At 70.0% G+C, this 22,502-nt stretch carries 18 protein-coding genes, 1 tRNA gene and 2 pseudogenes; 14 read left to right on the plus strand and 7 right to left on the minus strand.

Features of this window, described 5'->3' with window-relative positions:
- The first annotated feature begins 86 nt into the window (after nt 1–86).
- The 7 genes from IE295_RS02520 to IE295_RS02550 all read left to right on the plus strand — a co-directional run bounded on the left by IE295_RS02520 (nt 87) and on the right by IE295_RS02550 (nt 6,344).
- Complete coding sequence (locus tag IE295_RS02520; protein ID WP_190061730.1) at nt 87–1,634, plus strand: hypothetical protein; 1,548 nt, start codon at nt 87–89, stop codon at nt 1,632–1,634.
- Nucleotides 1,635–1,897: 263 nt separating this feature from the next.
- Nucleotides 1,898–3,439 carry an ATP-binding protein gene (locus tag IE295_RS02525; protein WP_224323680.1) on the plus strand — a complete coding sequence of 514 codons (1,542 nt, stop codon included), beginning with the start codon at nt 1,898–1,900 and terminating at the stop codon, nt 3,437–3,439.
- Between the two features lie 106 nt (nt 3,440–3,545).
- Nucleotides 3,546–3,992, plus strand: a complete 447-nt coding sequence (locus IE295_RS33225; RefSeq protein WP_224323681.1) for a hypothetical protein — start codon at nt 3,546–3,548, stop codon at nt 3,990–3,992.
- Entirely contained in the window at nt 3,989–4,612 is a 624-nt protein-coding gene (locus IE295_RS02535; protein ID WP_224323682.1) for an HD domain-containing protein, read from the plus strand. Before IE295_RS33225 ends, IE295_RS02535 begins: the two co-directional genes overlap by 4 nt.
- Before the next feature lie 198 nt (nt 4,613–4,810).
- Entirely contained in the window at nt 4,811–4,984 is a 174-nt protein-coding gene (locus IE295_RS02540) for a hypothetical protein (protein ID WP_190061731.1), read from the plus strand.
- 71 nt (nt 4,985–5,055) lie between these two features.
- The gene (locus tag IE295_RS02545; protein WP_373314111.1) at nt 5,056–5,310 is read left to right on the plus strand and encodes a hypothetical protein; all 255 of its coding nucleotides are present in this window, start codon (nt 5,056–5,058) and stop codon (nt 5,308–5,310) included.
- Between the two features lie 164 nt (nt 5,311–5,474).
- Nucleotides 5,475–6,344: a chitosanase gene (locus tag IE295_RS02550; RefSeq protein WP_190061732.1), complete on the plus strand. Its 870-nt coding sequence runs from the start codon at nt 5,475–5,477 to the stop codon at nt 6,342–6,344.
- Nucleotides 6,345–6,381: 37 nt separating this feature from the next.
- On the opposite strand, the gene IE295_RS02555 is transcribed toward IE295_RS02550, so the two are convergent.
- Complete coding sequence (locus tag IE295_RS02555) at nt 6,382–9,699, minus strand: amidohydrolase family protein (protein WP_190061733.1); 3,318 nt, start codon at nt 9,697–9,699, stop codon at nt 6,382–6,384.
- A gap of 270 nt (nt 9,700–9,969) precedes the next feature.
- Between IE295_RS02555 and IE295_RS02560 the strand changes: the two genes are divergently transcribed.
- Nucleotides 9,970–10,043: transfer RNA gene (locus tag IE295_RS02560), tRNA-Pro, on the plus strand.
- A gap of 421 nt (nt 10,044–10,464) precedes the next feature.
- On the opposite strand, the gene IE295_RS02565 is transcribed toward IE295_RS02560, so the two are convergent.
- On the minus strand, nt 10,465–10,806 hold the full coding sequence (locus IE295_RS02565; RefSeq protein ID WP_190061734.1) for a MerR family transcriptional regulator: 342 nt from the start codon (nt 10,804–10,806) through the stop codon (nt 10,465–10,467).
- An 849-nt stretch (nt 10,807–11,655) separates the two neighbouring features.
- Between IE295_RS02565 and IE295_RS02570 the strand changes: the two genes are divergently transcribed.
- Together IE295_RS02570 and IE295_RS02575 are read left to right on the plus strand one after the other, a co-directional pair.
- Nucleotides 11,656–12,855 carry an NAD(P)-binding domain-containing protein gene (locus IE295_RS02570; protein ID WP_190062372.1) on the plus strand — a complete coding sequence of 400 codons (1,200 nt, stop codon included), beginning with the start codon at nt 11,656–11,658 and terminating at the stop codon, nt 12,853–12,855.
- Nucleotides 12,856–12,951: 96 nt separating this feature from the next.
- Nucleotides 12,952–13,134 (plus strand): STAS domain-containing protein, encoded by a 183-nt coding sequence (locus tag IE295_RS02575; RefSeq protein ID WP_190061735.1) that lies wholly within the window; start codon nt 12,952–12,954, stop codon nt 13,132–13,134.
- Between the two features lie 42 nt (nt 13,135–13,176).
- Here the strand turns inward: IE295_RS02575 and IE295_RS02580 are convergent.
- Nucleotides 13,177–13,680: pseudogene (locus tag IE295_RS02580) on the minus strand (L-threonylcarbamoyladenylate synthase); the annotation flags it as partial.
- A 20-nt stretch (nt 13,681–13,700) separates the two neighbouring features.
- Between IE295_RS02580 and IE295_RS02585 the strand changes: the two are divergent.
- Together IE295_RS02585 and IE295_RS02590 are read left to right on the plus strand one after the other, a co-directional pair.
- Nucleotides 13,701–13,903: pseudogene (locus IE295_RS02585) on the plus strand (IS5/IS1182 family transposase); the annotation flags it as partial.
- A gap of 484 nt (nt 13,904–14,387) precedes the next feature.
- Nucleotides 14,388–16,460 carry a SpoIIE family protein phosphatase gene (locus IE295_RS02590; protein WP_190061736.1) on the plus strand — a complete coding sequence of 691 codons (2,073 nt, stop codon included), beginning with the start codon at nt 14,388–14,390 and terminating at the stop codon, nt 16,458–16,460.
- Between the two features lie 497 nt (nt 16,461–16,957).
- Here IE295_RS02590 and IE295_RS02595 read toward each other — a convergent pair whose 3' ends face one another.
- The 4 genes from IE295_RS02595 to IE295_RS02610 all read right to left on the minus strand — a co-directional run bounded on the left by IE295_RS02595 (nt 16,958) and on the right by IE295_RS02610 (nt 19,923).
- Nucleotides 16,958–17,128, minus strand: coding sequence for a hypothetical protein (locus IE295_RS02595; RefSeq protein ID WP_190061737.1), 171 nt, complete (start codon nt 17,126–17,128; stop codon nt 16,958–16,960).
- A gap of 35 nt (nt 17,129–17,163) precedes the next feature.
- Nucleotides 17,164–17,520 (minus strand): PRC-barrel domain-containing protein, encoded by a 357-nt coding sequence (locus IE295_RS02600; RefSeq protein WP_190061738.1) that lies wholly within the window; start codon nt 17,518–17,520, stop codon nt 17,164–17,166.
- 1,482 nt (nt 17,521–19,002) lie between these two features.
- Entirely contained in the window at nt 19,003–19,398 is a 396-nt protein-coding gene (locus IE295_RS02605) for a DUF2267 domain-containing protein (protein ID WP_190061739.1), read from the minus strand.
- Nucleotides 19,399–19,506: 108 nt separating this feature from the next.
- The gene (locus IE295_RS02610) at nt 19,507–19,923 is read right to left on the minus strand and encodes an Hsp20/alpha crystallin family protein (protein WP_308437399.1); all 417 of its coding nucleotides are present in this window, start codon (nt 19,921–19,923) and stop codon (nt 19,507–19,509) included.
- A 346-nt stretch (nt 19,924–20,269) separates the two neighbouring features.
- Here IE295_RS02610 and IE295_RS02615 point away from each other — a divergent pair, with 346 nt between their 5' ends.
- Together IE295_RS02615 and IE295_RS02620 are read left to right on the plus strand one after the other, a co-directional pair.
- Nucleotides 20,270–21,322: a PDDEXK family nuclease gene (locus IE295_RS02615; protein ID WP_190061740.1), complete on the plus strand. Its 1,053-nt coding sequence runs from the start codon at nt 20,270–20,272 to the stop codon at nt 21,320–21,322.
- Nucleotides 21,323–22,075: 753 nt separating this feature from the next.
- Nucleotides 22,076–22,486: an STAS domain-containing protein gene (locus IE295_RS02620; protein WP_190061741.1), complete on the plus strand. Its 411-nt coding sequence runs from the start codon at nt 22,076–22,078 to the stop codon at nt 22,484–22,486.
- Nucleotides 22,487–22,502: the final 16 nt, after the last annotated feature.

Here is a 22,502-nt window from a genome sequence, read left to right on the forward strand (position 1 = left end):
ACAATCCGCCGGTATGGCGTGACCCTTCCATGCCCATTTATCGAGGAGGCGCACTCCCCCCACTTCTGGGATGTGTCTTCAGTGGGATGCTTGTTGCGGGCGCTCTATTTGCGATATTGGGAAGCTTTGTTGTTGCCGCCGTGGCGTGGATCCCTGCCGGGATAATCCTCGTTATACGCGTCGCTCCCTATATTGGATATAAGTGGAAAGCGTCGGTTGCGAAGCAGAAGCGGGAAGAACTCAGAGCGGCTCACGAGGCCGCGTTCGAGCGTTGGAAGACGGATGTCCTCGCGCACGATGCCTCGGAGCGGCGGCGCGTCGACGAGGCGTTGCGGTGGTTTCCTGTTCATCTCGTATCCCGCCCGCGTCGGGTTGATGTCTATGGCGGCACGGCGGATGGGTGGGCGGCTCTTCTGGTGACTCTGGGGGCGTCCCTCCTCGCCAATGGAAAGGGACTGTGGCTCCTCGATCTCAGTCATCAGACGGTGGGGCGGGAGCTGGCGACCCTGGCCGATGCACGAGGGGTGCCGGTGGTGCGCGTGGAGCTGCCGTCGGCCTCCGCGCCTCCCGACCTGTCGTGGGGACTGTCCGCGGAGGAGCTGGCCGAGGTGCTGGCGGAGGCCCTTTCCACATTGCGGCCGGACGGGGCCGACGTTGACTTGCGCGCGACGGACGCCAGCATCCTGCACTCCGTCCTCGAGCGACTGGACGGGGCGGTTACCTTCGGCCGGATCGCTTCCGGACTGGAGGTCCTCCTGCGCGTCCACGAACCCGACCGCGCACCGGAACCGCTGTCGGCCAGGGAGCTGGACAGTCTCACCGCGGCCATCGATGTCGTCGGGAAAAGCGAGCGGATTCAGAACGAGCTGCGCTTCGTATATGACATGACGCGTCTGCTGGCCCGCGCCCAGCAGAACCCCCTCACCCTCCCCGCCCCGGACCAGTGGCTGGCTCCGGGGCAGTTGACCATCCTCTCCACGCACGATGTGACCGAGCGCCGCAAGGATGTCATCGACCGTGTCGTCTTCTTCCTCATCCTGCATCAGCTTCGCCGTGGCCGCGTCCCGGCGGACGCCGGCACCTTGGTCATCGCCGGCGCGGAGCACCTGGGACGCTCCGCTCTGGAATCCATGGCTCGCCAGGCGCGCGTCGCCGGCGTCCGGCTCGTGCTTCTGATGTCACATGTGCGTGAGGACATCCGGCCGCTTCTCGGAGGTCAGGACAGCGCGACGGTCCTCATGAGGCTGGGGAACGCCGAGGAAGCGAAAGCCGCCGCCGAATTCATCGGCCAGGGACACAAATTCGTGATGAGTCAGCTGACGCGGCAGGTAGGCGAATCACACTCCACGGGGCGATCCCACAGCTACGGCGGAGGTAATAGCGAGACGGGGGGATGGTCGACTGGTTGGCAAAATTCCGTCAACAGTTCGATCGATAATTCCGTGACGCGCGGCGAGACAGTGTCCCGGGTCTATGAATTCACGGTGGAGCCGACACAAATCCAATCGCTGCCGCCCACCGGACTCATTTTGATCGAGACGAGTCCGCAAAGCCGCCGCGTCGTGTTCGGCGACTGCAACCCTGCCATCACCCTCCTACCGCACGTGGCCGACGCCCCACGGCTACCCGAGTAGGGAGGCGATCGCTGTGACAGACTGCGGTGAGCCCGGCGCCTCTTCCAGCAAGGCATCGATGATCTTAGAGGGCTTCCGGTTTCACCGGCTGCTGGACATCCCCCGGCAGGCTCCCGAAGACCAAGGGCCGGACCGTACGCCGGCGGAGTTGTTCGCCGCACTCGCCGCCGCACGGGCCGAGTTCAACGATCGTCCAGGGGCGGCACTGGCAGTGGTGTGGCATCGGGCCCCGGCAGCCAGCAGCTCGATGTCCGCCGAAAGTCATGCGCGGCGGCTTCGATGACCACGTCGGCCACATGCGTGACCCGTTCGCCTGGATGGTGCTCGCGGAACCGCTCAGCGATGAGGCGCTGGAGAAGGAGCGCGTGGCCCTGACCGGGAGAATCCCGGGGCTCAGGCAGCGGGAGAACTCCGAACCGGACCGTGTCGCCCTCGAACGCGCCCAGGCCCGGTACCGGGAGCTGTCCAGGGCCCGCCCCAGCGGGATGTGGAACATCCACGTCCTGGTCGGCTCACCCGACGCGCCCACCACCCGCCGAGCGGCCGCACTCCTGTGCAGCTCCGCCGACCTGGACGAGCACCCCTGCACCCTCATACCCGGACCGCCGGTCGGAGATCTGGCACAGGCATGGCACGCAGCAACAACCCCGGCCGGCGAACCAGCCTCCCCCTTCCCTGCGAGCACCGAGCTGCTGGCCGCGCTGGCTCGTCCACCGCGCAAGGAACTCCCCGGCGTCCGTCACGTCGAGCGCGCCGACTTCGATGTCACCCCCGAATCAACCGGAGACATTGTGCTCGGCTCGGTTCTTGACGAAGCCGACCAGCCGATCAGTGCCCTGGGAATCACCACGGACACCCTCAACCGGCATGCCTTCGTCACAGGCGCTACCGGCTCCGGAAAATCACAGACCGTACGGCACCTGTTGGAGTCCCTGCACGACATCGAGGTCCCTTGGCTGGTCATCGAGCCGGCCAAGGCCGAATACGCGAACATGGCAGGCCGACTGGCCGACCGCGCAGAAGTCACAGTGATCCGCCCCGGCGCCCCCGATGATGTCCCCGTGGGCCTGAATCCACTCGAACCGGAGCCCGGGTTCCCGCTGCAGACCCACCTCGACCTCGTCCGAGCCCTCTTCCTGGCCGCTTTCGAGGCCACGGACCCGTTTCCCCAGGTCCTCAGCCAGGCACTGACCAGGTGCTACCAGGAGATGGGCTGGAACCTGGCGTTGGGCACCCGCCGAGGCGTGCCACGGGCACCACGCTATCCCGGTCTGGCGGACGTGCAGAAAGCCGCCTTGGAGGTCGTGGACAACATCGGATACGGCAAGGAGGTCGCAGACAACGTACGCGGCTTCATCGACGTACGACTCGGATCGCTCAGGATGGGCACCCCCGGATGGTTCTTCGAAGCCCATCACCCCATCGACATGGGCAGCCTCCTGGACCGAAACGTGGTACTGGAGATCGAAGACATCGGCAACGACCAGGACAAAGCGTTCTTCATCGGAGCCGTACTGATCCGCATCTACGAACACCTGCGAGTCCACCGCACCGACACCACCGGAGGCGGCGGGCTGCGTCATGTCACAGTGATCGAGGAGGCGCACCGGCTGCTCAACGTCCCGCCGGCGATCATTCCGGTGGCCAGAAGGACGACGGCGAGGCAGAGGATGCGAACGAGCCTGACGCATCGTCGGAGGAGGACGGCGAGGCCGGAGATCCGAAGCCGGGGGATCACTCGGAGAACCCGCTGGCCGACGTGGCGGAGGCCCTCGGCGAGCGGCATCCCGAGGTGGCTTCGGTGATCACCAAGCTCGGTGCGGACGATGCGAACAGGCTGAACGTGATCGAGAGCCTGAAGGACCCTGAGGCCGGGGGCGAACGGACCCTGGAGATCATTCAGGACTCGCCGTGGGGGAGACCCTGGAGGGACGCTTCTTGGAGGAGTACAGGTCCGAGAACCCCGGGCGCGGCCTCCTGTTCGAGCCCGTGGAGCATGAGGTGAACCACGCTCCCGACGGGGCGTTCCGCAAGAACGCTTACGTCGAGCAGGCCAAGGTCTCGCAGGAGGTACCCGTGACAGATGAGGCAGGCCCGAAGTTCGTCATGATCTCGACGTTCCGCAGAAGGACTGCGGACGGATTCATGCTCGCGGCTTTCGTCATCGACGAGAGGGAGTGCGACTCTCCTGCGGAAATGAAGTCGATCAGGAACGAAGCTCTCACCGAGATCCAGCGCCGACGCATCGTCGGAGAGTTCGAGACCCGCAGGGCGAAGGCCGGCGAGCTGCCCTCGACCCTGCCTCGGTGGGCGGAATACAAGAGGCAGCTGGAAGCTGCGGATCAGGAGTCGTCTTGACCCATCGGGTGTTCGGCGCGTGGCACGACTGGGCCACCGCCCGCCGGCAGTTGGCGGTGCTCGCTCCGGAGGTTTCGGCGCAGCGCCTCGGGGAGGCCGTCGCGTTCGCCGAAGAGGCTCATGGGGATCAGAAGAGGCCCGCCGGCGAGCCGTACGTGGAGCACCTCCTGGAGGTGGTGGAGATCCTCGTCTCGGGCGCGGGTTTCCGCGACGAGGACCTGCTGGTCGCGGCCATACTCCACGACGTCGTGGAGGACACCGACCGCACGGCCGGGGAGGTCAGTGAGCGGTTCGGCCCCCGGGTCGAGGAACTGGTGGGCTGGGTGACGAAGCCGCAGCCCGAGGCCCACGAGGATCCTGCGGAGGTGCGTGACCGCTACCTCCTGAGCCTGCGTGCCGCCCCGCCGGAGGTCCTGCTTCTCAAGCTGGCGGACCGGTTCAGCAACGTGCAGCGACTCGACACGCACCCGAGGGCCGAGAAGCGACGTTCCTACTACCGCGAGACGTGCCGCCACCTGGTACCCCTCGCCGCGGGAGTCCCATGGTTCGAGGCGGCCTTCGAGGAGTGGCGGGAGTTCTACCGCCACCTGGAGGACGAGGCACCCGCGGCGACGGCCTGACCCCGCCGTCGGCGCGGATGCCACTGCCGGGCCCGCAGCCATGCACGCTGCTCCGCCCGGGCACTGGCCATGAGGGTCGTCACCGCGGCGTCCGACCCGGCGCAGCGGCGGCTGTGCTTTCGCGTGCCGGCGACTTCAGCGACACCGAGTTCACCGGCCTGCGTTCCCGCTGCGACGGAGGAGGATGACTACCGGCGCATGGCCGAACTGCTCGACTACCTCGGCCTGGACGCTGCTCTCCGCGACCTGTGCGTCCGGGCGCTCGGCAGCATCGATGAGGAAATCGTGAAACGGCCGAGGACTTCGGCGGCGAATGACCACACGCGTGGTCACACGGCAGCCGCACAGTACGAACGACCTAAGAGCTCGTAACACGATCATGGTGTGCGGTTCTTCAGGCGTCGCCAGCAGATGAGTCCGCAGGCGAGCGGGACGAGGGCGTCGTGCAGGTCCAGGCGCCGTTCCCATCGGACGGCGAGGCGCTTGAACTGGTGGAGGAGGAGCCGGCCGAGCGAACGCTCACCGCCGCCCAGCACACGGGCGCACGCGTCGTCGCACCCCGGCCCGGCCAGCCGTTCGAGCCGGCCGTGGGGCTGCCGCTCGAGCCGTGGTGGCGGGCGGTCGCGGCGCCGGCGGCGGGCGGCGGCGAGCCTCCGGCCGAGGAGCCCGAGACGGCCGAGGTGCTCCTCCAGGCGTAGCGCGGTCCTCCCGAGCGGCGGTTGGCCTGTTTACACACGGGGTGAGATGACCCCTTGTCAGGTAAGCGGACGTGTCGATTCAATGCCGATGCCGGTTAGGAAGGTTTCCTAACATTCGGCCGACCCTCGGGTCGGACGACCATCGGGAACGAACGGAGTCTCGCATGTCCGCACGCCCCTCGAAGAAGTCCACGCGCGCTGCCCTCCTGGGCCTGGCCGTCGCCCTCCCCGCCTCCCTCGTCCTTGCGGGGACCGGCCGGGCCGCACCCGCATCCTCCGCGCCGACGCCGGCGGCGGGAATACGGCACGCGGACGCGGCGGCGCCCGGGCTGGACGACCCGCACAAGAAGGACATCGCCATGCGGCTGGTGTCGAGCGCGGAGAACTCCTCGCTCGACTGGCGGGCCCAGTTCACCTACATCGAGGACATCAAGGACGGCCGCGGCTACACCGCCGGCATCATCGGCTTCTGTTCGGGCACCGGCGACATGCTCGAGCTCGTCGAGCTCTACACCAAGCGGAAGCCCGGCAACCCGCTGGCCGCGTTCCTGCCCGCCCTGCGCAAGGCCAACGGCACCGACTCGCACGCCGGCCTCGGCAAGCCCTTCGAGGACGCCTGGCACAAGGCCGCCCAGGACAAGGCCTTCCAGGACGCCCAGGAGTCCGAGCGCGACCGGGTCTACTTCGACCCGGCCGTCAAGCAGGCGAAGTCCGACGGGCTGCGCGCGCTCGGCCAGTTCGCCTACTACGACGCGACCGTCATGCACGGCCCCGGCAGCGGAAAGAACAGCTTCGGCGGCATCCGCAAGGCCGCCCTGGCGAAGGCCAAGCCCCCGGCGCAGGGCGGCGACGAGAAGACCTACCTGAACGCCTTCCTCGACGCCCGCAAGAAGGCCATGCAGGGCGAGGCGGCGCACAGCGACACCAGCCGCGTCGACACCGCGCAGCGCGTCTTCCTCGACAACGGCAACCTCGACCTCGTGCCGCCGCTGAAGTGGAAGGTCTACGGCGACTCCTACCGGATCGACGAGTAGGCGCCGCGGGAGTGTGCGCTCCCGGGGGAGCGCACACTCAGTGGCCCAGCTGATCCAGCAGGTGCTCCATGTCGCAGCAGGAGTCCCGCCGCAGCTGCCGCCCGACCTCCAGCCAGTCGCCGGGCCGGCCGCCCCGGCGCGGCGCCTCGTCGCCGGCCCGCTCGTACGCGCCCACGAGCTCCCGCTGCCCGTACGGGACCCCGCCGCGCAGCACCGACGTCGTCCGTACGAGCGCGTCGAAGTCGCTGAACGGATCGCCGTCGATCACCGTGGCGTCGGCGAGCTTGCCCGCCTCCAGCGTGCCCAGGTCACGGTCCGCGCCGTACGCCCGCGCCGCCAGCACCGTCGCGGTGCTCAGCGCCTGTGCCGGCGACAGCCCCCCGTACCGGTGCAGGGCTCGCAGGCCCATGTGCAGGGAGAGGCCGACCGGCACCAGCGGGGCGTCCGTGCCGAGGGCGACGATCCCGCCGCCGGCCAGCACCCGGCGACAGACGTCGGCCTCGCGGCGCAGCGTGGCCAGCTGCTCCTCGGTGGGCGGCTTGGCGGCCGTCTGCTGGACGACCGCCACGTCCCACGGCGGCATCAGCTCGGTGACGCGGGGGTCCTTCGCCAGCGCCGGGTCGGCGCCGAGCAGGGGCGTGGAGGTGAAGAGCGTGGCCACGAGGCGGAAGTCCGTGGCGGTGTAGATCTCCGCCAGGTCCTGGTAGGCGCGGCCCGTGGCCGTCGTGGCGTGGCCGAACTCCAGCCGCTGGGTGGCCTGCAGATGGGTCGTCAGGTCCTGGCCCAGCTGGACGCCGGGGGAGCACAGGTGGCTGCCGGCCCGCACCCCGAGCCGCTCGTGCGCGAATCGGGCCGCCTCCTCCATCACCCAGCCGGGCGCACGGACGTAGGTCTTCACGAAGTCCCAGTCCAGGGCGGCGGCCCGGGTCAGTGACCGGCGCAGCCCCTCGCGGGTGCGGTGGGCGCGGCCCATGCTGTACGCGACGCGCGCGCCGTCCAGCAGCTCCCCGGAGGTCAGCAGCCGCGGCCCGGCCATGACGCCGGCCGCCACGGCCTCGCGGATGCGGGCCTGCTCGTAGGCGAACCCGCCGAGGGAGACGGTGGTGGTGATCCCGTAGGCCAGGAACGAGGCCGTCTGCCGGCCGCCGTAGGTGCTCTGCCAGGGGTGGATGTGGGCGTCCCACAGCCCGGGGATCACGGTCTGCCGCGAGGCGTCGACCGTCTTCTTCGCGGCCCGCCGGGCCCGGTGCGGCTCCACGGCGGCGATGCGGCCGCCGCGCACCACGAGGTCGACGTCCTCGCGCACCGCCGTGCCCGTGCCGTCCCAGAGCCGGCCGGCGTGGACGACGGTGTCGGCGGGGGCGGGACGCCGGTAGTCCAGCGCGACGGGGACCGTGCGCGCGGAGCCGTCGGCGGTGTCCAGCAGCCGCAGGCGACCGGCGGAGAGGTAGAGGATCCGGCGCCCGTCGGCCGACCAGGAGGGGTGGTCGGCGGCCTCGTCCGTCAGCCGGCGCGGCTCGCCGTCGGGCGTCCCGTCGGCCCGCACGGGCAGCAGCCACAGCGCGGACTCGCTGATGACCGCCATCGTGCGGCCGTCCGGGGACCAGACGGGCCCGGAGTCGTAGCGGTCGGAGACCGAGGCGTGCGGGGCGATCGTGTGCAGCCGGGCGGCTCCGGTGGCCGCGTCGACGACGCGGATGAGGTTGTAGCCCTCCCGGAACCGTTGATTCAGCCGGTTGCGGTCGCACAGGGCGAGGAACCGGCCGTCCGGCGACCAGCTCGGTCTCCCCGGCAGACCGCCCGCGCCGAGCGGCGCCACCAGCACCTTCTCGCCGCCGGACGCCAGATCGCGCACGACGAGGTTCCCCGAGAGGTCCAGGCAGGCGAGGCGGCCCCCGTCCGGCGACAGGACGGGGAACACCCGCCCGCCGCCGGCCAGCACCTCCTCCTCGCCCGAGGCGAGGTCGTGGCGGCGCACGGCGAGCAGCCCGTCGCGGTCGTCGGCGTAGACCAGGGCCCGCCCGTCGGGGGACCAGGAGGGCGCCAGCACGTACCGGCCGGGGGCCGACCTGACCACCCGGCGGGGCGCCCGGCCGCCGGCCACGTCCGCGATCCACACCGCGTCGAGCGCGGCGAACGCCACCCGCCGGGCATCGGGCGACAGGGCCGGCAGGTGCAGCGCACGCACGGGCCGCACGCCCTCGCCCGCGAAGTCGTACCGCTTGACGTCGTAGCGGGGCCGGTCGACGGGCAGCTTCGCGGTGAAGGGGATGGTGACCGTCGGCGGCGTAGGGGCGGGCGCGGCCGAGGGGTGCGGGAGCGAGTCGGCGGGCGTGCGCGGCCCCGCCTGCGCCCCCTGGGCCGCCCCCGGCCGGACGATGCGGAACTGCCCGCTCACGGTCAGCAACAGCTCGTCGTGGGAGACCCACCGCGGCGGTACGGGCGCCACGTCCCCCTCGACGGGCACGGCGGCCCCGTCCACGACGAGCGTGCAGGAGGCGGCGGGCGCGGCAGTGACGCGCAGATAGGCCAGCCGCCCGCCGGGCGAGACGGCCGGCGTCATCACCTGCGCGGCGGCGGACTCGGTGTGCTCGGCGCGCACTGCCCCGCGCCCGTCGGCCGGCGCCGACATGATCGCGCGGGCCTGCAGCGCGCCCTCCACGACCCGCCCCCGCACGAACAGCAGCCGCCTGCCGTCCGGGGACCAGACGGGGTCGAAGTCCTCCCACGCCCCGTCCTGCCCGGGCCCCTCCTGCCCGGCCACCCCCGTCACCCGGGAGAGCGAACCCGTACGCACGTCCATCACCCACACGCGGTACGGACTGCCCGCCACCGGGTCGCCTCCGCGCTCGGAGGCGAAGGCGATTTTCCTGCCGTCCGGCGACCACGACGGCCCCCGGTCGTCCCAGGGGCCGTCGGTCAGCTGCCGCAGCCCCGAGCCGTCCGGATTGAGGACCCAGATGTGGAAGCCGCCGCCCCGGTAGGCGCAGACGGCGAGCCGCCTGCCGTCGGGGGAGTGGACGGGCCGCGTCGGCTCCAGATCGGCCGGCGTGATCGCGACCGCCTCGCCGCCCTTGCGGGGGACGGACCACAGCACGTTCTGCACCTCGGCGATCAGCCGGTCACCGGCGGGCGAGAGCGTCCCGGCGCCATTGGTGGCCCCACTGAACGACAGCACCCCCCGCCGCCCCGCCCCCGGGGCCGCCACTGCCTCGCCGCCCACGGGCAGCGTGACGCCCACCCCCACGACGGCGGCGGTCCCGGCCGCCGTCTGCAGGAACCCGCGCCGGGAGACGTTCCTGGGTGCGCTGTGGGGTGCGCTCCGGGGTGCGCTCCGGGAGTTGCTCGTGTCCAACTGTCCTCCTGAGCCAGGGGAGTTGTGAGAGGCGGCAGCTACGACCGAGGCCCGATGGTCGCACGCCGCGCGGGTGCCGGGTCAACACCGCCCCCGGGGCGGAGGGGCCGGCCGATCTTCGGCGGGGGGCGGGGGCGCGGGTGCCGCCGGCGGCGGTGGCAGCGGGGTGGCGGCGGGGTCCCTGGCAGCGGTGCACGACCACCGCGCGAAGTACGGTATTGTTCTCATGCGCGGTCGACGAGGGCACAAAAGCCCAGGTCGGACAAGCACCGGGACGTGGCGCAGTTTGGTAGCGCACTTGACTGGGGGTCAAGGGGTCGTGGGTTCAAATCCCGCCGTCCCGACGGTATGAAAGAAGCCTCTGATTTGCGAGAAATCGCAGGTCGGAGGCTTCTTTGCGTTGTTCACTCGACGAGTCGCAGGTGCCGCACGGGTGCGATCTCCGGGACCGGTTCGGGACCAACGGGCTCTTGGCGGCCTTCGGTGAGGTAGTGGCTGAAGGCTGCGCCGGCGCCGCTTGCCCTTGGTGCCCTTGTCGATCAGCCCGCCCGCTCCGGGGGTGGTCTGGCGGCAGCCGTGGCTCTGGCACGGAATGTGAGACAGGGCCACGATTTTCGCGCGTTGCCGAAACGCGGCGACGGTTCCTGCAGGAGATCGGCGTCGTGTCGCCGGCGCTGGAGCAGGAGGCGCCCGCTAAGGCGTCCAAGGCGGGCGGGCTCGCGGCTGCCCGGTGCTGCCGCCGGGTTTGCCGGCAGGCCGTGGACTTCAGGCGTCGGTGGTGTGGTGGGACTGCTGGGGCGCGCCGTGGCGCAACTGTTCGTTGATGCGCTGGGCTTCTTCGAGTTGGTCTTCGAGGATGACGATGCGGCAGGCGGCCTCGATGGGGGTGCCCTGGTCGACGAGTTCGCGGGCGCGGGCGGCGATGCGCAGCTGGTAGCGGGAGTAGCGGCGGTGTCCGCCTTCGGAGCGGAGCGGGGTGATCAGGCGGGCTTCGCCGATGGCGCGCAGGAAGGCGGGGGTGGTGCCGAGGAGTTCGGCGGCCCGGCCCATGGTGTAGGCGGGGTAGTCGTCGTCATCGAGACGGTCGAGAGGGTCTTGTGCGGTCATCTGCACCTTCGCTTGTGGGAACGCGGTCGAGGGGCCCTGGTTGCCGTGCGGCAACCAGGGCCCCGAGGGATTTCAACACCATCTGCCGGCCTGCTACTGTGCCGGCCTTCTTGTTCCGCAGCCGGGCCTGAAAGGCCGGGCATACAGGGATCGCAGTTGCGTGACCGGGGACCACCTTCCAATCCGGGGTCTTGCGGTACCCGGGCCGTGCAGCTTCCTCGCCCGGGCGATCCTGATGGCGTCTGCCTCCTCCTTCTTTCTTCTTCTGCTTCGTGCTGCTGGAACTGCGGTACTGCTCACGGCCCCGTGGGCCGCCCGGCCCGGCGGCCAGTGACGGGACCCCGTCCACCTTCCGGCCCCACCGCTCCGCCGCCGTGCCGCTCCTGCTGGGACGTGCATGCGCGGTAGTTCGTCCTCTGCCGCGCCTTACTCGATCTCGTGGCTTCTGACAAAACCGTAACCCCTCACACGGTCCATGTCTACTCTCGCCACGATAGATTTTCTACATGCCTGATACGCCTTCTCTGTCGGTCTCCAGCATCGGAAATCTGTACTAGGGACCCAAGGTCGATGGTGGCCGTCCGCCACGCGGGCTGTCCAGCGGAGCTGAAGGCCGGGTTCCCCGTGGCCTCCCGATTTACCCCAATGTCGTGCGCCGGTTGCACGGTGGAGGGCACACTGACGTGAGGTGGGGAGGCGGTGCGCGCGGCCGGGGGTCTGCGTACCGCGAGGGACCGCGTGTGCTGGGGTGGGCGCCAGCCGTGGCCGTCGGGGGGATGGGTGACGCAGTCGTATTCCGGGCAGCGCCGTGCCGTGAGAGGGCGTGGGGCCGGGGGCGGCCCGGTGGTGGTGATCGGGGCCGGTCCGTACGGTCTGTCAGTGGCCGCTCATCTGCGGGCGGCCGGAGTGCCGGTGCGGGTCTTCGGCGAGATCATGGGCAGCTGGCGGCACGCGATGGCCACCGGGATGTTCCTGAAGTCGACGCCTGCGGCGACGGATCTGTCCGCCCCTGGCCTGGGTGGCCGGCTGGCGGACTTCTGCCGTGCGGCGGGAGTGGAGGAGCTGACCGAACTGACGCCCATCCCGTGCGCGACATTCGTGAACTACGGGATGTGGTTCGCCCAGCGGTACGTCGGCTCTGTTGATCCGGCCCGCGTGGACGAGGTGGAGCGGGCCGGGAGTGGCTTCATCATCCGGCTGGGAGGCGGCGAGGAGTTCGAGGCCGCGGCTGTGGTCGTGGCCACCGGGCTCGGCGCACTCGCGCACATCCCGCGCCGGCTGCGCCATCTGGCCCCGGCGGGTCCGGGCCCGCAGGCGCCGCTGTCCCACACGAGCCAGCACACCGACCTGTCCCGGTACGCCGGGCGCCGTGTCGCGGTCGTCGGCGGCGGCCAGTCGGCGTTGGAGAGCTCCGCTCTGCTGCACGAGGGCGGCGCCGACGTCCAGGTCCTGGTGCGCGCCACCGGGGTGCGCTGGGGGGAGCGCCCGCAGCTGTCCCGGCCGGTCCGCCGGCGGCTGGCCGCACCGGCCTCGGCACTGGGGACCGGCTGGATGCCGGCCGCGGTATGCCGCGCTCCGGGGGCCGTGCGGCACCTCCCGGCACCGGCACGGATGCTGCTGTTCCGCCGTGCGCTGGGCCCGGCGGGCGGGTGGTGGCTGCGCGACCGCGTCGAGGGCATCGTGCCCGTCCGCACGTCCTGCCGCATCCGGCAGGCGCACCTGGACGGAACCGAGGTGCGGCTGCGGCTGCAGGGGGCGCACGACAAGGCGGCCGAGCTGGTGGTCGATCACGTGCTGGCAGCGACCGGGTACCGGCTCGACGTGGACGCGGTGGACTTCTTGGCGCCGGTGCGCCGGGCGGTGGCCCGGGTGCCCGGCTCGAGGGCCCCGCGCCTGTCCGGTGCCTTCGAGTCCAGCGTGCCGGGCCTGTATTTCACGGGCTCGATGGCCGCACCGGTGTTCGGGCCGATGCTTCGCTTCGTCGCGGGAACGGGCTTCGCCGCGCGGCGGATCACCACACGCCTGGCGCGGCGGGAACGGCACCATTGACGCTCCGACGCTGCAGACGCCGGGATGCCCGGAAACCGGGCAGAAGAGGCGGTTGTGTGCGTGCCGCGTCAGTGGCGTGGTGGCGTGATGGACTGCGTGAGCGTTCCGATCTTCGATTCGTCCGGGTGGTGGTGGCTGAACCGGCAGCTGTCCGAACGAGGGGGAATGCCGGTCCTGACCGGCGTGCCGCCGAGGGTGCCGCGGGTCTTGTCGCTCACCGGTGCCTGCAAGGTGCTGACGGTGGACGAGCAGGCCGCCCATGCCGACCCCGGTGAGTAAGGCCACCGATTCCAGCCCTGGTGAGCGAGCAGGTGGTTGCCGTCAGATGGGCTCTTCCAGCTCGGGTACGACCGTGCGGAGCTGGCCGGCGGTCAGTGCGCCCGCCCTGCGCAGGACTGGGCGGGGGCCGGTGATGTCGACGATCGTGGACGGCACGGAGCCGGGGGTGGGGCCTGCGTCGAGGTAGACGGCCACCGTGTCGCCGAGCATGTGCTGGGCGCCGGCGCAGTCCTGCGGGGAGGGGCGCCCGGTGAGGTTGGCGCTGGAGACGGCCAGGGGGCCGGTGTCGGCGAGCAGGTCCAGGGCGAGAGGGTGGTGGGGCATCCGGACGGCCACGGTGCCGTGGGTCTCGCCGAGGTCCCATCGCAGCGACGGCTGGTGCCGGGCGACGAGGGTCAGGGCGCCGGGCCAGAAGGCGTCGATCAGCTTCCACGCCTGCTCGGGCAGGTCAGCCACGAGATCAGGCAGGGCGTCCGGGGAGCCGACCAGGACGGGTGAGGGCATGTGGCGGCCCCGGCCCTTGGCTGCCAGGAGGCCGGCTACCGCGGCGGCGCGGCCGGCAAGCCGAGGCGGTCATGGCCAGGATCCGAGTTCCGCGAAGCGGACTCGGCAGACCCGGAATCCGGCCGTCCGGCCGGAGGCCGTACTCGCGGACTGTGCGTACTCCTTCCGCGCTCTCTGCGGCCATCTCCGCCGGCGCGGGATCCAGGCGGCCGTCCCGCAGCCCTCTGGCCCGATCGGACACCGCCTCCGGCGGGGCCGGACCGGCGTACCTTCCACGCGTCAGGCCACGGACTCGCTACTGAACCGGCAAGACGCGTGAACGGCGCGGTGGACCGCGCGGGCCAGGCGGGCGCCCCACACCGAGCCATGGCGTCGGGTTGGTGAGCGGGACACTGTGGGCACGGGCACGGGCACGGGCACGGGCGGCAAAGGCGATGGCCAATGTTGTTGAACGCGCAATGAGCGAAGGGTGCTGCGGCAAGGCCGGGCAGCCCGCAGCGCTGACGAGGGATGAGGCCGGGGCACTGCCCGCCGGGCCTGCGGGCTCCCCGGCCCCCGGAGGCCCGGGGCCTGTGCAGCCTCGGGCGATCTCGTAGGCGACCCGCTGGTTTTCCTTCAGGCTGCGGTAGCCCACGGGTGTCCGCTTCGGATCGTGCGGTGCCGGGTCCGGGGCGCAGCATGGAAGGGAAGCCCTCGACCGGCGCGCATTCGCGGGCTGGCGTGCTCCGCCGAGGAGGGAGCCTTCCAGGATGGGTGCACACGAGCCGTTTCGTGAGGGTGAGCGGGGCCGCCGGCCGGGGCCGTTGCCGCCGGGAGGGCTGCTGGATCTGCTCAGCGTGGCGGCGGTCGTGCTGAATGCCCGGGGGCGGATCGTGTTCTGGAGCCCGCAGGCCGATCAGGTCTTCGGGTACACCGCCGAGGAGGCACTGGGCCAGTACGCGACCATGCTGGTCCACGAGGAGCACAAGGACCTGGTGGTCAAGCTGTTCGCCGAGGTGATGAGCACCGGGGCGAGCTGGGCCGGGGCGTTCCCGATCCGGCACAAGGACGGCAGCACGCGCCTGGTGGAGTTCCGCAACATGCGGCTGCTGGACGACCTCGGCGACGTCTACGCCCTGGGCATCGCCGCCGACCAGAGCACGCTGCAGCAGGTGGAGACCGATCTGGCGCTGTCCCAGCGGCTGGTCTCGCAGGCTCCCATCGGCATCGCCCTGCTGGATCCGGACCTGCGCTACCTGCTGGTCAACCCGGCTCTCGAGCGCATCAACGGCATCCCGGCCGCCGACCACATCGGCCGGCGCCCCCACGAGATTCTCACCTTCCTCGACGTGGAGACCATCGAGTCCGCGCTGCGCCAGGTGCTGCTCACCGGCACTCCGCTGATCGACCAGTACACCGTCGGCCGGACCCCCGCGGACCCGGATCACGACCATGCCTGGTCGGTGTCGTTCTACCGGATCGAAAGCGCCGGCAGCCGGGTGATCGGAGTGGCGAATTCGGTGGTCGACGTCAGCGAACGCCACCGGGCCGCCACCGAGGCGGACCGGGCCCGGCGCCGCCTGGCGGTGATCGCTGACGCCTCCGCCCGCGTCGGCACCACCTTGGAGGTGGAGCACACCGCTCAGGAGCTGGTGGAGGTCGCCGTGCCCGACCTGGCCGACGTCGCCGCGGTCGACGTCCTCGACGACGTCCTGGCCTTCCGCCGCACCACCCCCCACGAGCCGGGCCCGGAGCTGTTCCGTGCCCTCGCCGTGGCCACCGCGTACCCCACCGACGCCACCTATGCCCTGAAGGTCGGCGATCTCGCCGCTTACACCGCGGACCGCCTGATCACCCGCTGCGTCCACACGGGACAGCCCATCGTCGTCGCCCACACAAGCGGCAACGATCTGCGGCGCATCACCCGCGATGCCGAGGCCGCGGCCGCCCTGGCCCAGGCCGGCGTGCACTCCTACCTCGCCGTGCCACTGATCGCCCGCAACGAGGTCCTCGGGGCTCTTGATCTGCTGCGCGCCCGCAACCCATCCCCGTTCGACGAGGACGACGTCCTCCTCGCCGGGGAGCTGGCCGCCCGCGCCGCGGTCGCCATCGACAACGCCCGCTGGCACCAGAGCCTCCGCAACACCGCCGAGACCCTCCAGCGCACTCTCCTGCCCAGCGACCCGCCCCGGCTCGCGGGCCTGAACGTCGCCTCCCTCTACCAGCCCGCCCAGGCATCCAGGGAGATCGGCGGCGACTGGTACGACGTCATCCCCCTCGACGGCGACAAGACCGCCCTGGTCGTCGGCGACGTCATGGGCAACGGCATCGACGCCGCCGCCACCATGGGCCGCCTACGGACCGCCACCTGCGCCTTCGCCGACCTCGACCTCGCCCCCGACGAAGTTCTCCAGCACCTCGACAAGATCACCCGCGGTCTCGAGCACTACATCGCCACCTGCGTCTACGTCATCTACGACCCCCACGACCACTGCTGCCGCATCGCAAACGCCGGACACCTCCCGCCCGTCCTCGCCCCCGCCGGCCGGCAGCCCCGGCTGCTCGAGCTGCCCACCGGCGCGCCCCTGGGCGTCGGCGGCGTCCCCTTCCACACCACCGCCTTCGACCTCAACCCCGGCGACCGGCTCGTCCTCTACACCGACGGCCTCGTCGAGACCCGGCAGGACCCCATCGACGAACGCCTGAACACCCTGCTGCACACTCTCGACGGACCGCGCCGGCCCCTGGACGACACCTGCCAGTGGCTCCTGCGCACGCTGCGCCACACCGACGACCACGACGACGTCGCGATCCTCATCGCACAAGCCACTCCCGCACAATGACGCGGGCCGTGCCCAGGCGGGGCTCCAACGAACTCCGTAACGCGCCTGACAGGCAGGGGCCGCTCACGTCGACGGCGGTGGCGTCCACTCCGCGCCCGGCGATACGCCAAACCGGCACATCACAGACAGTCATCCCGGCGTACCGAGGGCCTTGTCTGACAGCTACGCCGCGGATCTGGCAGGAGCGGCCCGAAGGGGTGCGGGATCCGCTGCCGAGGGAGATGGCGGCGAGCAGCGAGTTCGGCTCCACCGCTCGGTGCGCCGTGCTCTCGAACTGCCGCGTCCTTGGTGAGGACGTCGCACACGCGATCCCTTCGTGCAGCGGGATGACCCACTCGCGCGTCAGCTCCCGGCGCTCGCGGGTCAGCACCCTGTAGGCGACGGCGCCGATGGTCGGGACGGAGGCCGCGCTCATCCCACCCGTCTCCAGGATGGCAACGGCCTGGTCCCGGTTCTCCCAGAGGTCCTGGACGGTCTGCGCAGGCCACAGTCCTCCGTCAGCGCAGAGGGCGCTGGGCCGAGCGCCGGGACCAGTGGACGCCGTAGAAGGCCACAGTGACCACAAAAAGCACGATGCCGATGATCAGCAGGTAGAACAGCCCCTCCGCTACCACGCCGATGATTCCCAGCAAGACGGCCACAAGGACGAGGAAGAGGAAGAAGGCCATGGCGCGAACACCTCTTTCGGGCTGAGCGCGGTCGGTCAGCGGCGGGCGAGTTGGCGTTCGCCGCCTGTGCCCGGCTGGTAGGTCATGTCGTAGTGCTGGAAGATCGCTTCCTCTGCCTCAGCGGGCAGGATGTCGTCCATGCCGATTGAGGGTGCCTTCTTCACCAGCGTCTTGGCGTAGGAGACCTTGACGTAGTCCGGGCCGAGGATCACGTTGTCGAGGGGGACGAAGGCCAGCTGGTGACGGGTGGGAAGTCCGATCCGGACCGTGGCCATGGCCGGCTCATCGGTGGTGGTGTCCACGTAGATCGCTTCGAGCACGCCGATCTTGTGGTCCTTCGGGTCGACGACGCTACGGTTGCGCCACTCGCGGATATCGGCTGCACGGATCATGGTTTTGCCCTCCTGAGCCGTTCACCCGGGCCGGTGCGAGGACTTTCCACGGGCAGTCACCGCCCGCTGGGGCCGGTGGCCTCTTGCTCTTCCAGGCTATCGGGGAACCTCCGCGCCGCGCCCTCGCGCGGTGACGGTATCTACCGTGGTAGTCGACGGGCATGCCGATGAAGCCTTCCAGCGCCGCAGGTCCTCCGACTCTGTCCGGGCGGCTATGCCTCGTGATCAGCCGTTCACCTGTCGGACGAGTCTGGAGGCGGAGCGCGAGCTCCAGTTGGGCCAGCGTTCTCTGGGCTTCGCCGCGCTGGGATTCCTCACGCTGGTGCCGCTGCTGATCATTGTCTCCTCGGCCGATCCCGGGCACGGGCGTGGGTTTGCGCAATGGCTCGGCGAAGGGCTCGGCGTGTCGGCGGCCTCCAGAGGACAGGTGGAGCAGCTGTTCACCCGACCCGTCCAGGCGCTGCGGACCACGACCGCGTTCTGCACGAGGAGCTGCTGCGCGCCTGTCACATGCGCTGAAGCGGGGCAGGTGAGGTCAAGTCGAACACATCAGCTGGCTGTACTGGCCCGCTACCGCGCTCGGCATCACGGGCCGTGCGCTGGAGGCGGCGCGCGGGGCGGTGCTGGTGCGCCGTCGTTGACGCTGATCAACCTTGGGGGAACGGCTGCTGCCCGATGCCCAGGGGAAACAACGCGGTCGGCTGGAATACGCGATCAAGGATGCGCAAAAGTGGCTGCGCCTTCGCAACTCACGACGTGTCACACGCCAAGAGCGTCTCAATGGCGGTGCTGCCCCGTTGGCAAACCGCGCCGAAGAGGCCCTCTATCGCGCCATACAGGCGGTCGAGCGTTCTCTGGAGCAGAAGAGGCAGACACGTAGCCGGAAGCCCGAAGCCCCAGCGGCACCCACACGCACTGCGAAGGCCGGACCGCCACCCCACGAGCAGCAACGGCCGACGGGCGTCCCGGTAGCTTCGGACGAACTTCGACGTTTGCTGGTGTCTTCGTCGGCCCGTACCAGCAACTCTCCTTGGCCTTCGGGGGACAGCCATGGCAGTGCGTCACCGAGCCGGTGCCGGATCGTGGACCAGGTGATGGTCGATCCAGCCATCGCGGTCTGGGCAAGGAACCCCCGGATCCGAGCACCCAGTTCGCCGATCTGTTCGCTGGTCAGCCGAGCAGGCTCGGGCGAGGATCGGGCCGATAGGCGCACACGGCGGACCGGCGATCCTGTGGCCGCCGAGGGCCGACTGCCCTGCCGCAACTCCTTCCCTTCGCTCAGGACCAGGATGTCGGGCAGTTGGCCGGTCGGCATCGCGGCTCCGTCCGAGGGCAGCCTGGATCGTGCCGACTGGAACCGGCTGGTCGAGATCCTCATCGAGCACAGTCCGCAGGGCCCGGAGACCCGCTGCCTGGCCTACTGCACCCCGCTTGTGCTCGGGGCAGAGGACCTCGACAACCTGTGCGTGTGCGGCACCGGTGTCAGGTGGGCTGGGGGCGGCCGAAGAGGAGGTCGTAGCCGGCGGGGAGCTGGAGCAGGATCTGCCCCAGCAGGTCGTCGCCGGCGGTGTCGGCGACCGTGGACAGGACGGCACTGACGTCCCAGGTCGCGGTCTGCTCGGTGGCGCCCTCGATCCAGGCTGCGGTCGCCCGGACGAACCGCTCCGGGGGCAGCGGTTCGGCGCTCTGCAGCGGGTTGAGCAGGATCAGGGCGAAGCCCTCCGGCAGGCGGGCTGCCAGCTGGGCGCGGACTTCGCCGACCAGGTGCGCGCCAAGCAGGGCGAGCACCACGCGGGCCGCGCGCTCGGCTTCCTCCACGGTGCCGTACTCGCCGCGTTCCTTCACGTGGTCGAGGAACGCTTCGCGTCGCAGAGTCATCTCAACCGCCACCCCTTACTTCTTACTTCTTCGGACTGCCCACAGGGGTGCGGAGGGCGGGGTGAGGGGGAGATCAGGTGCCCGTCCTCCGCACCTGTCCGGCCGGTGTCAGCCGGAGATCTCCTTGCGGCCGGTCCCGACGCCGATGGAGATCTTGCGGGGCTTGGCGCGCTCGGCGATCGGGATGCGCAGGGTGAGTACGCCCGCGTCGTAGTCGGCCTGGATGTGCTCGGTGTCGAGGGTGTCGGCGAGCACGATCTGGCGGGAGAAGACGCCCAGCGGCCGCTCGGACAGCTCCATCTGCACGTCGTCGGCCTTCGTCACCGGCCGCCGCTCGGCCTTGACGGTGAGCATGTTCCGCTCGACGTCGATGTCGATCGCGTCCGAGGTGACGCCCGGCAGGTCGAAGGCCACCACGTACTCGTCGCCCTCGCGGTAGGCGTCCATCGGCATCGCGGCCTCGCCGCTGCAACCGTGAGCGGGCTTGAGCAGAGCGGACAGCCGTGGCGTACAAGCGGCACGCATGCACTGATTCAAGTCCGGCGCTGAGCCGCTGACCAGATGCACCGGGGCAACCAGGATGGTGATCAACGATCTTCACCGCCCGATGGTTCAGGCCAATTGTGCGGTGAAGGGCACATGTTGTGGCTCGGGAGGTCCGGCGTATTCCTCTGCATACAGCGGAGTGGATCCGGTGCAGCTCTTCTTGCAGAGGTCGCCCACGCGAAGGGTTCCGATGGCGGCAGCGTGACCACTTCCGCCGGCCGGAGGGAGTCTTGTGGCGTCAGTGGTCTGGTAGAGGGCGGGCGTCTGGATGAGATGATCACGGACTGATCCCCCGAGCTTGGCAGACCGACTGGAGGAGGGCGACATGGCCACGCGTGCCACGTTGAGGGGCTATCTATTGGAAGAGTCGCTGGCGTGGTTGCTTCGGCACAGCGGCTACCGGCTGTTGGTCGACGCTCGGCAGGACCCGGTAGAGCTCGTTTCGGAAGGGAACACACTCCGGGTCCGGGGGCGTGGTGCTCTGCATCAGGTAGATGTACTGGGAGAGTTCGCCTTCACGCCGGCCTTTTCGCTGCCGGTCCGGCTGTTCCTGGAGGCCAAGTTCTACCGCACGCCGTGTCGGCTGGAGGTCGTGCGCAATGCCCACGGAGTGCTTCACGACGTCAACGAGAACTTCATGACTCTGCCGAGTACCCGCCCTCGCCAGCGCTACCAGTATTCGTACGCCCTGTTCTCAGCCAACGGCTTCACTGCCGACGCCCAGAAGTATGCCCTGGCTCACCAGATATCGCTCGTGGACCTGTCGGGCGAAACCTTCGAATGGCTCCGCAACGCGCTCTACGCAACGGCGGGCGCATTGTTCGACGCCCAGACGACGTACCACCTGACGTCCTTCCCCGTGTCCTGGATGCGGAACGAGCTGAGGAAGGCCCTGGGCATGGGACCAGTCGGCCTTCTATCTGAGGTGAGCACCAGTGCGACGCAGTTCCAGGGCGTGGCCAGCCAGCTCCTCGCGGACCTCGTCACTGTGCTCGAGGAGCACAGTGAGGCCGAGTTGCTGTTGGGTTTCCCCGCTGCTCCGTTCATCCTCCCGCTGGCTGCCGATGACAAGCAGCAGTTCCTGAAGTACGCCGACGCCAGCCCGGACCACTCGGTGCGGCTCCGGCGGACTGGGCATGGTGAGGCTGCTGAGTGGATCCTGTCGCCCTGGGGCGCTGACGAGGATGCCTATCGGCTCACTTTTAAGCTGCCTGAGCATGTCGAGCAGTGGATCAGTGGGGTCGAGGAGAAGGAACGGCAACGCACATCGGAGATCAAGAAACAGTTCCTGAGTGCGATCACCATCTACCGCATGAACGGCGAGGGCGTCCGTGCCTATCAGCTCCGATACGAGCCGGTCGAACTACGGTCAGTGTGATCGGACGCGGGAGGCGGTCGGTCAGATTGAGTCTCCGATGTGGAAACGCACCGGTTCCTTCAGAACCACGCGTGCCCCGTAGAAGTCGGCGAGGCGGGCTCCGACGGTTGCCACTGCCAGACGGCACTGGTTCGACCCAGCCTTGCCCACAGAGCAGGAGCAGGCCGGCTGCTTGCAGCAGGATGTCCTTGTGAGTTGCGAGGAAGAGGCAGTTCCGTGTGCTTCCGTCCCGCCGTCCTGTGCGCCCGATGCGTTGGACGAACGAGACGACTGAGGACGTACTCCGGTGGAGCGGTCGGCCGTCGGGCCGGTGGAACACGAAATCACACCTCGGGACTCGGGGCCGGCCTGATCACCTCAGGCCGGCTCGAACCCGCGTGTGCCGGCCAGGGGACCAACGTCATAGCAGCGCAGCCGCTGTGGACTTGAGGACCGACTGACGGTGGGAAACTTGTCGGCTTGCGGCCGGCTCCTGGGGCCGTACCGGGGTCTATGCTGCTGAGTGGACGCCCCAGACCCCGGCGGCACGCTGTTGCTCGGTACGCGGTGCCTGTGGGGAGCGGATTGTTCGTCCCTTCGCCCAGGGCATCCCCGCGGGGAACCAGCTGGGCCCTCGGCCCTGGAACATGGGCTGCTGGACCAGCGGTTCGCTTGCCGGCCCGAAAGTCATGACCCGGGAGCAGGAGCAGGAAGTGCCGAAGCCCGGCGCCCTCACCTGGCACTGCCCCGGCCGGTCTCTTGAACCGAGGCGCCATGCCCGCCCTTCAGATGCTGAACGTCTACCGGCACGACAACAAGATCCGGGCGCTGATCACCCTGGCCGGTGAGATCGACCAGGTCTCGGCGCCCTTGGTGAGCGAGACGCTGGAGCGGTGCCTGCGTGAGGGCATCCGCACCATCGACGTCGATCTCACTCCTGTCACCTTCTGCGACTGCAGCGGCCTCAATGCCTTCCTCCGCGCCTCGCACCACACCGTCGCGGCCGGAGGGTCCCTGCGTCTGCACTACCCGCCTCCCATGCTGGTCCGGATCCTCACCCTCACTGGCACCGGCCCCCTGCTCATCGGCCCCCCGGCCGCCCCTGTGGAGTCTCTCCTGCCCGTGTACGGGGCCATCGGACGACGGGGTGTTCTGGTGCCTGCTGTATCAGGTGGTGTGCTGTGACGGCCCGCTCCGGGCC

The organism is Streptomyces griseocarneus, assembly GCF_014655595.1.
GTDB classification, from domain to species: Bacteria; Actinomycetota; Actinomycetes; order Streptomycetales; family Streptomycetaceae; genus Streptomyces; species Streptomyces griseocarneus.

Excerpts from the sequence above, each read along its gene's own strand:
- IE295_RS02595 (WP_190061737.1), bottom strand. The coding sequence starts at position 17,128 with ATGGCCTTCTTCCTCTTCCTCGTCCTTGTGGCCGTCTTGCTGGGAATC.
- IE295_RS02605 (WP_190061739.1), bottom strand. The coding sequence starts at position 19,398 with ATGACTCTGCGACGCGAAGCGTTCCTCGACCACGTGAAGGAACGCGGC.
- IE295_RS02550 (WP_190061732.1), top strand. The coding sequence starts at position 5,475 with ATGTCCGCACGCCCCTCGAAGAAGTCCACGCGCGCTGCCCTCCTGGGC.
- IE295_RS02620 (WP_190061741.1), top strand. The coding sequence starts at position 22,076 with ATGCCCGCCCTTCAGATGCTGAACGTCTACCGGCACGACAACAAGATC.
- IE295_RS02590 (WP_190061736.1), top strand. The coding sequence starts at position 14,388 with ATGGGTGCACACGAGCCGTTTCGTGAGGGTGAGCGGGGCCGCCGGCCG.
- IE295_RS02540 (WP_190061731.1), top strand. The coding sequence starts at position 4,811 with ATGGCCGAACTGCTCGACTACCTCGGCCTGGACGCTGCTCTCCGCGAC.
- IE295_RS02520 (WP_190061730.1), top strand. The coding sequence starts at position 87 with ATGCTTGTTGCGGGCGCTCTATTTGCGATATTGGGAAGCTTTGTTGTT.
- IE295_RS02600 (WP_190061738.1), bottom strand. The coding sequence starts at position 17,520 with ATGATCCGTGCAGCCGATATCCGCGAGTGGCGCAACCGTAGCGTCGTC.
- IE295_RS02525 (WP_224323680.1), top strand. The coding sequence starts at position 1,898 with ATGCGCGGCGGCTTCGATGACCACGTCGGCCACATGCGTGACCCGTTC.
- IE295_RS02610 (WP_308437399.1), bottom strand. The coding sequence starts at position 19,923 with ATGCGTGCCGCTTGTACGCCACGGCTGTCCGCTCTGCTCAAGCCCGCT.
- IE295_RS02565 (WP_190061734.1), bottom strand. The coding sequence starts at position 10,806 with ATGACCGCACAAGACCCTCTCGACCGTCTCGATGACGACGACTACCCC.
- IE295_RS02615 (WP_190061740.1), top strand. The coding sequence starts at position 20,270 with ATGGCCACGCGTGCCACGTTGAGGGGCTATCTATTGGAAGAGTCGCTG.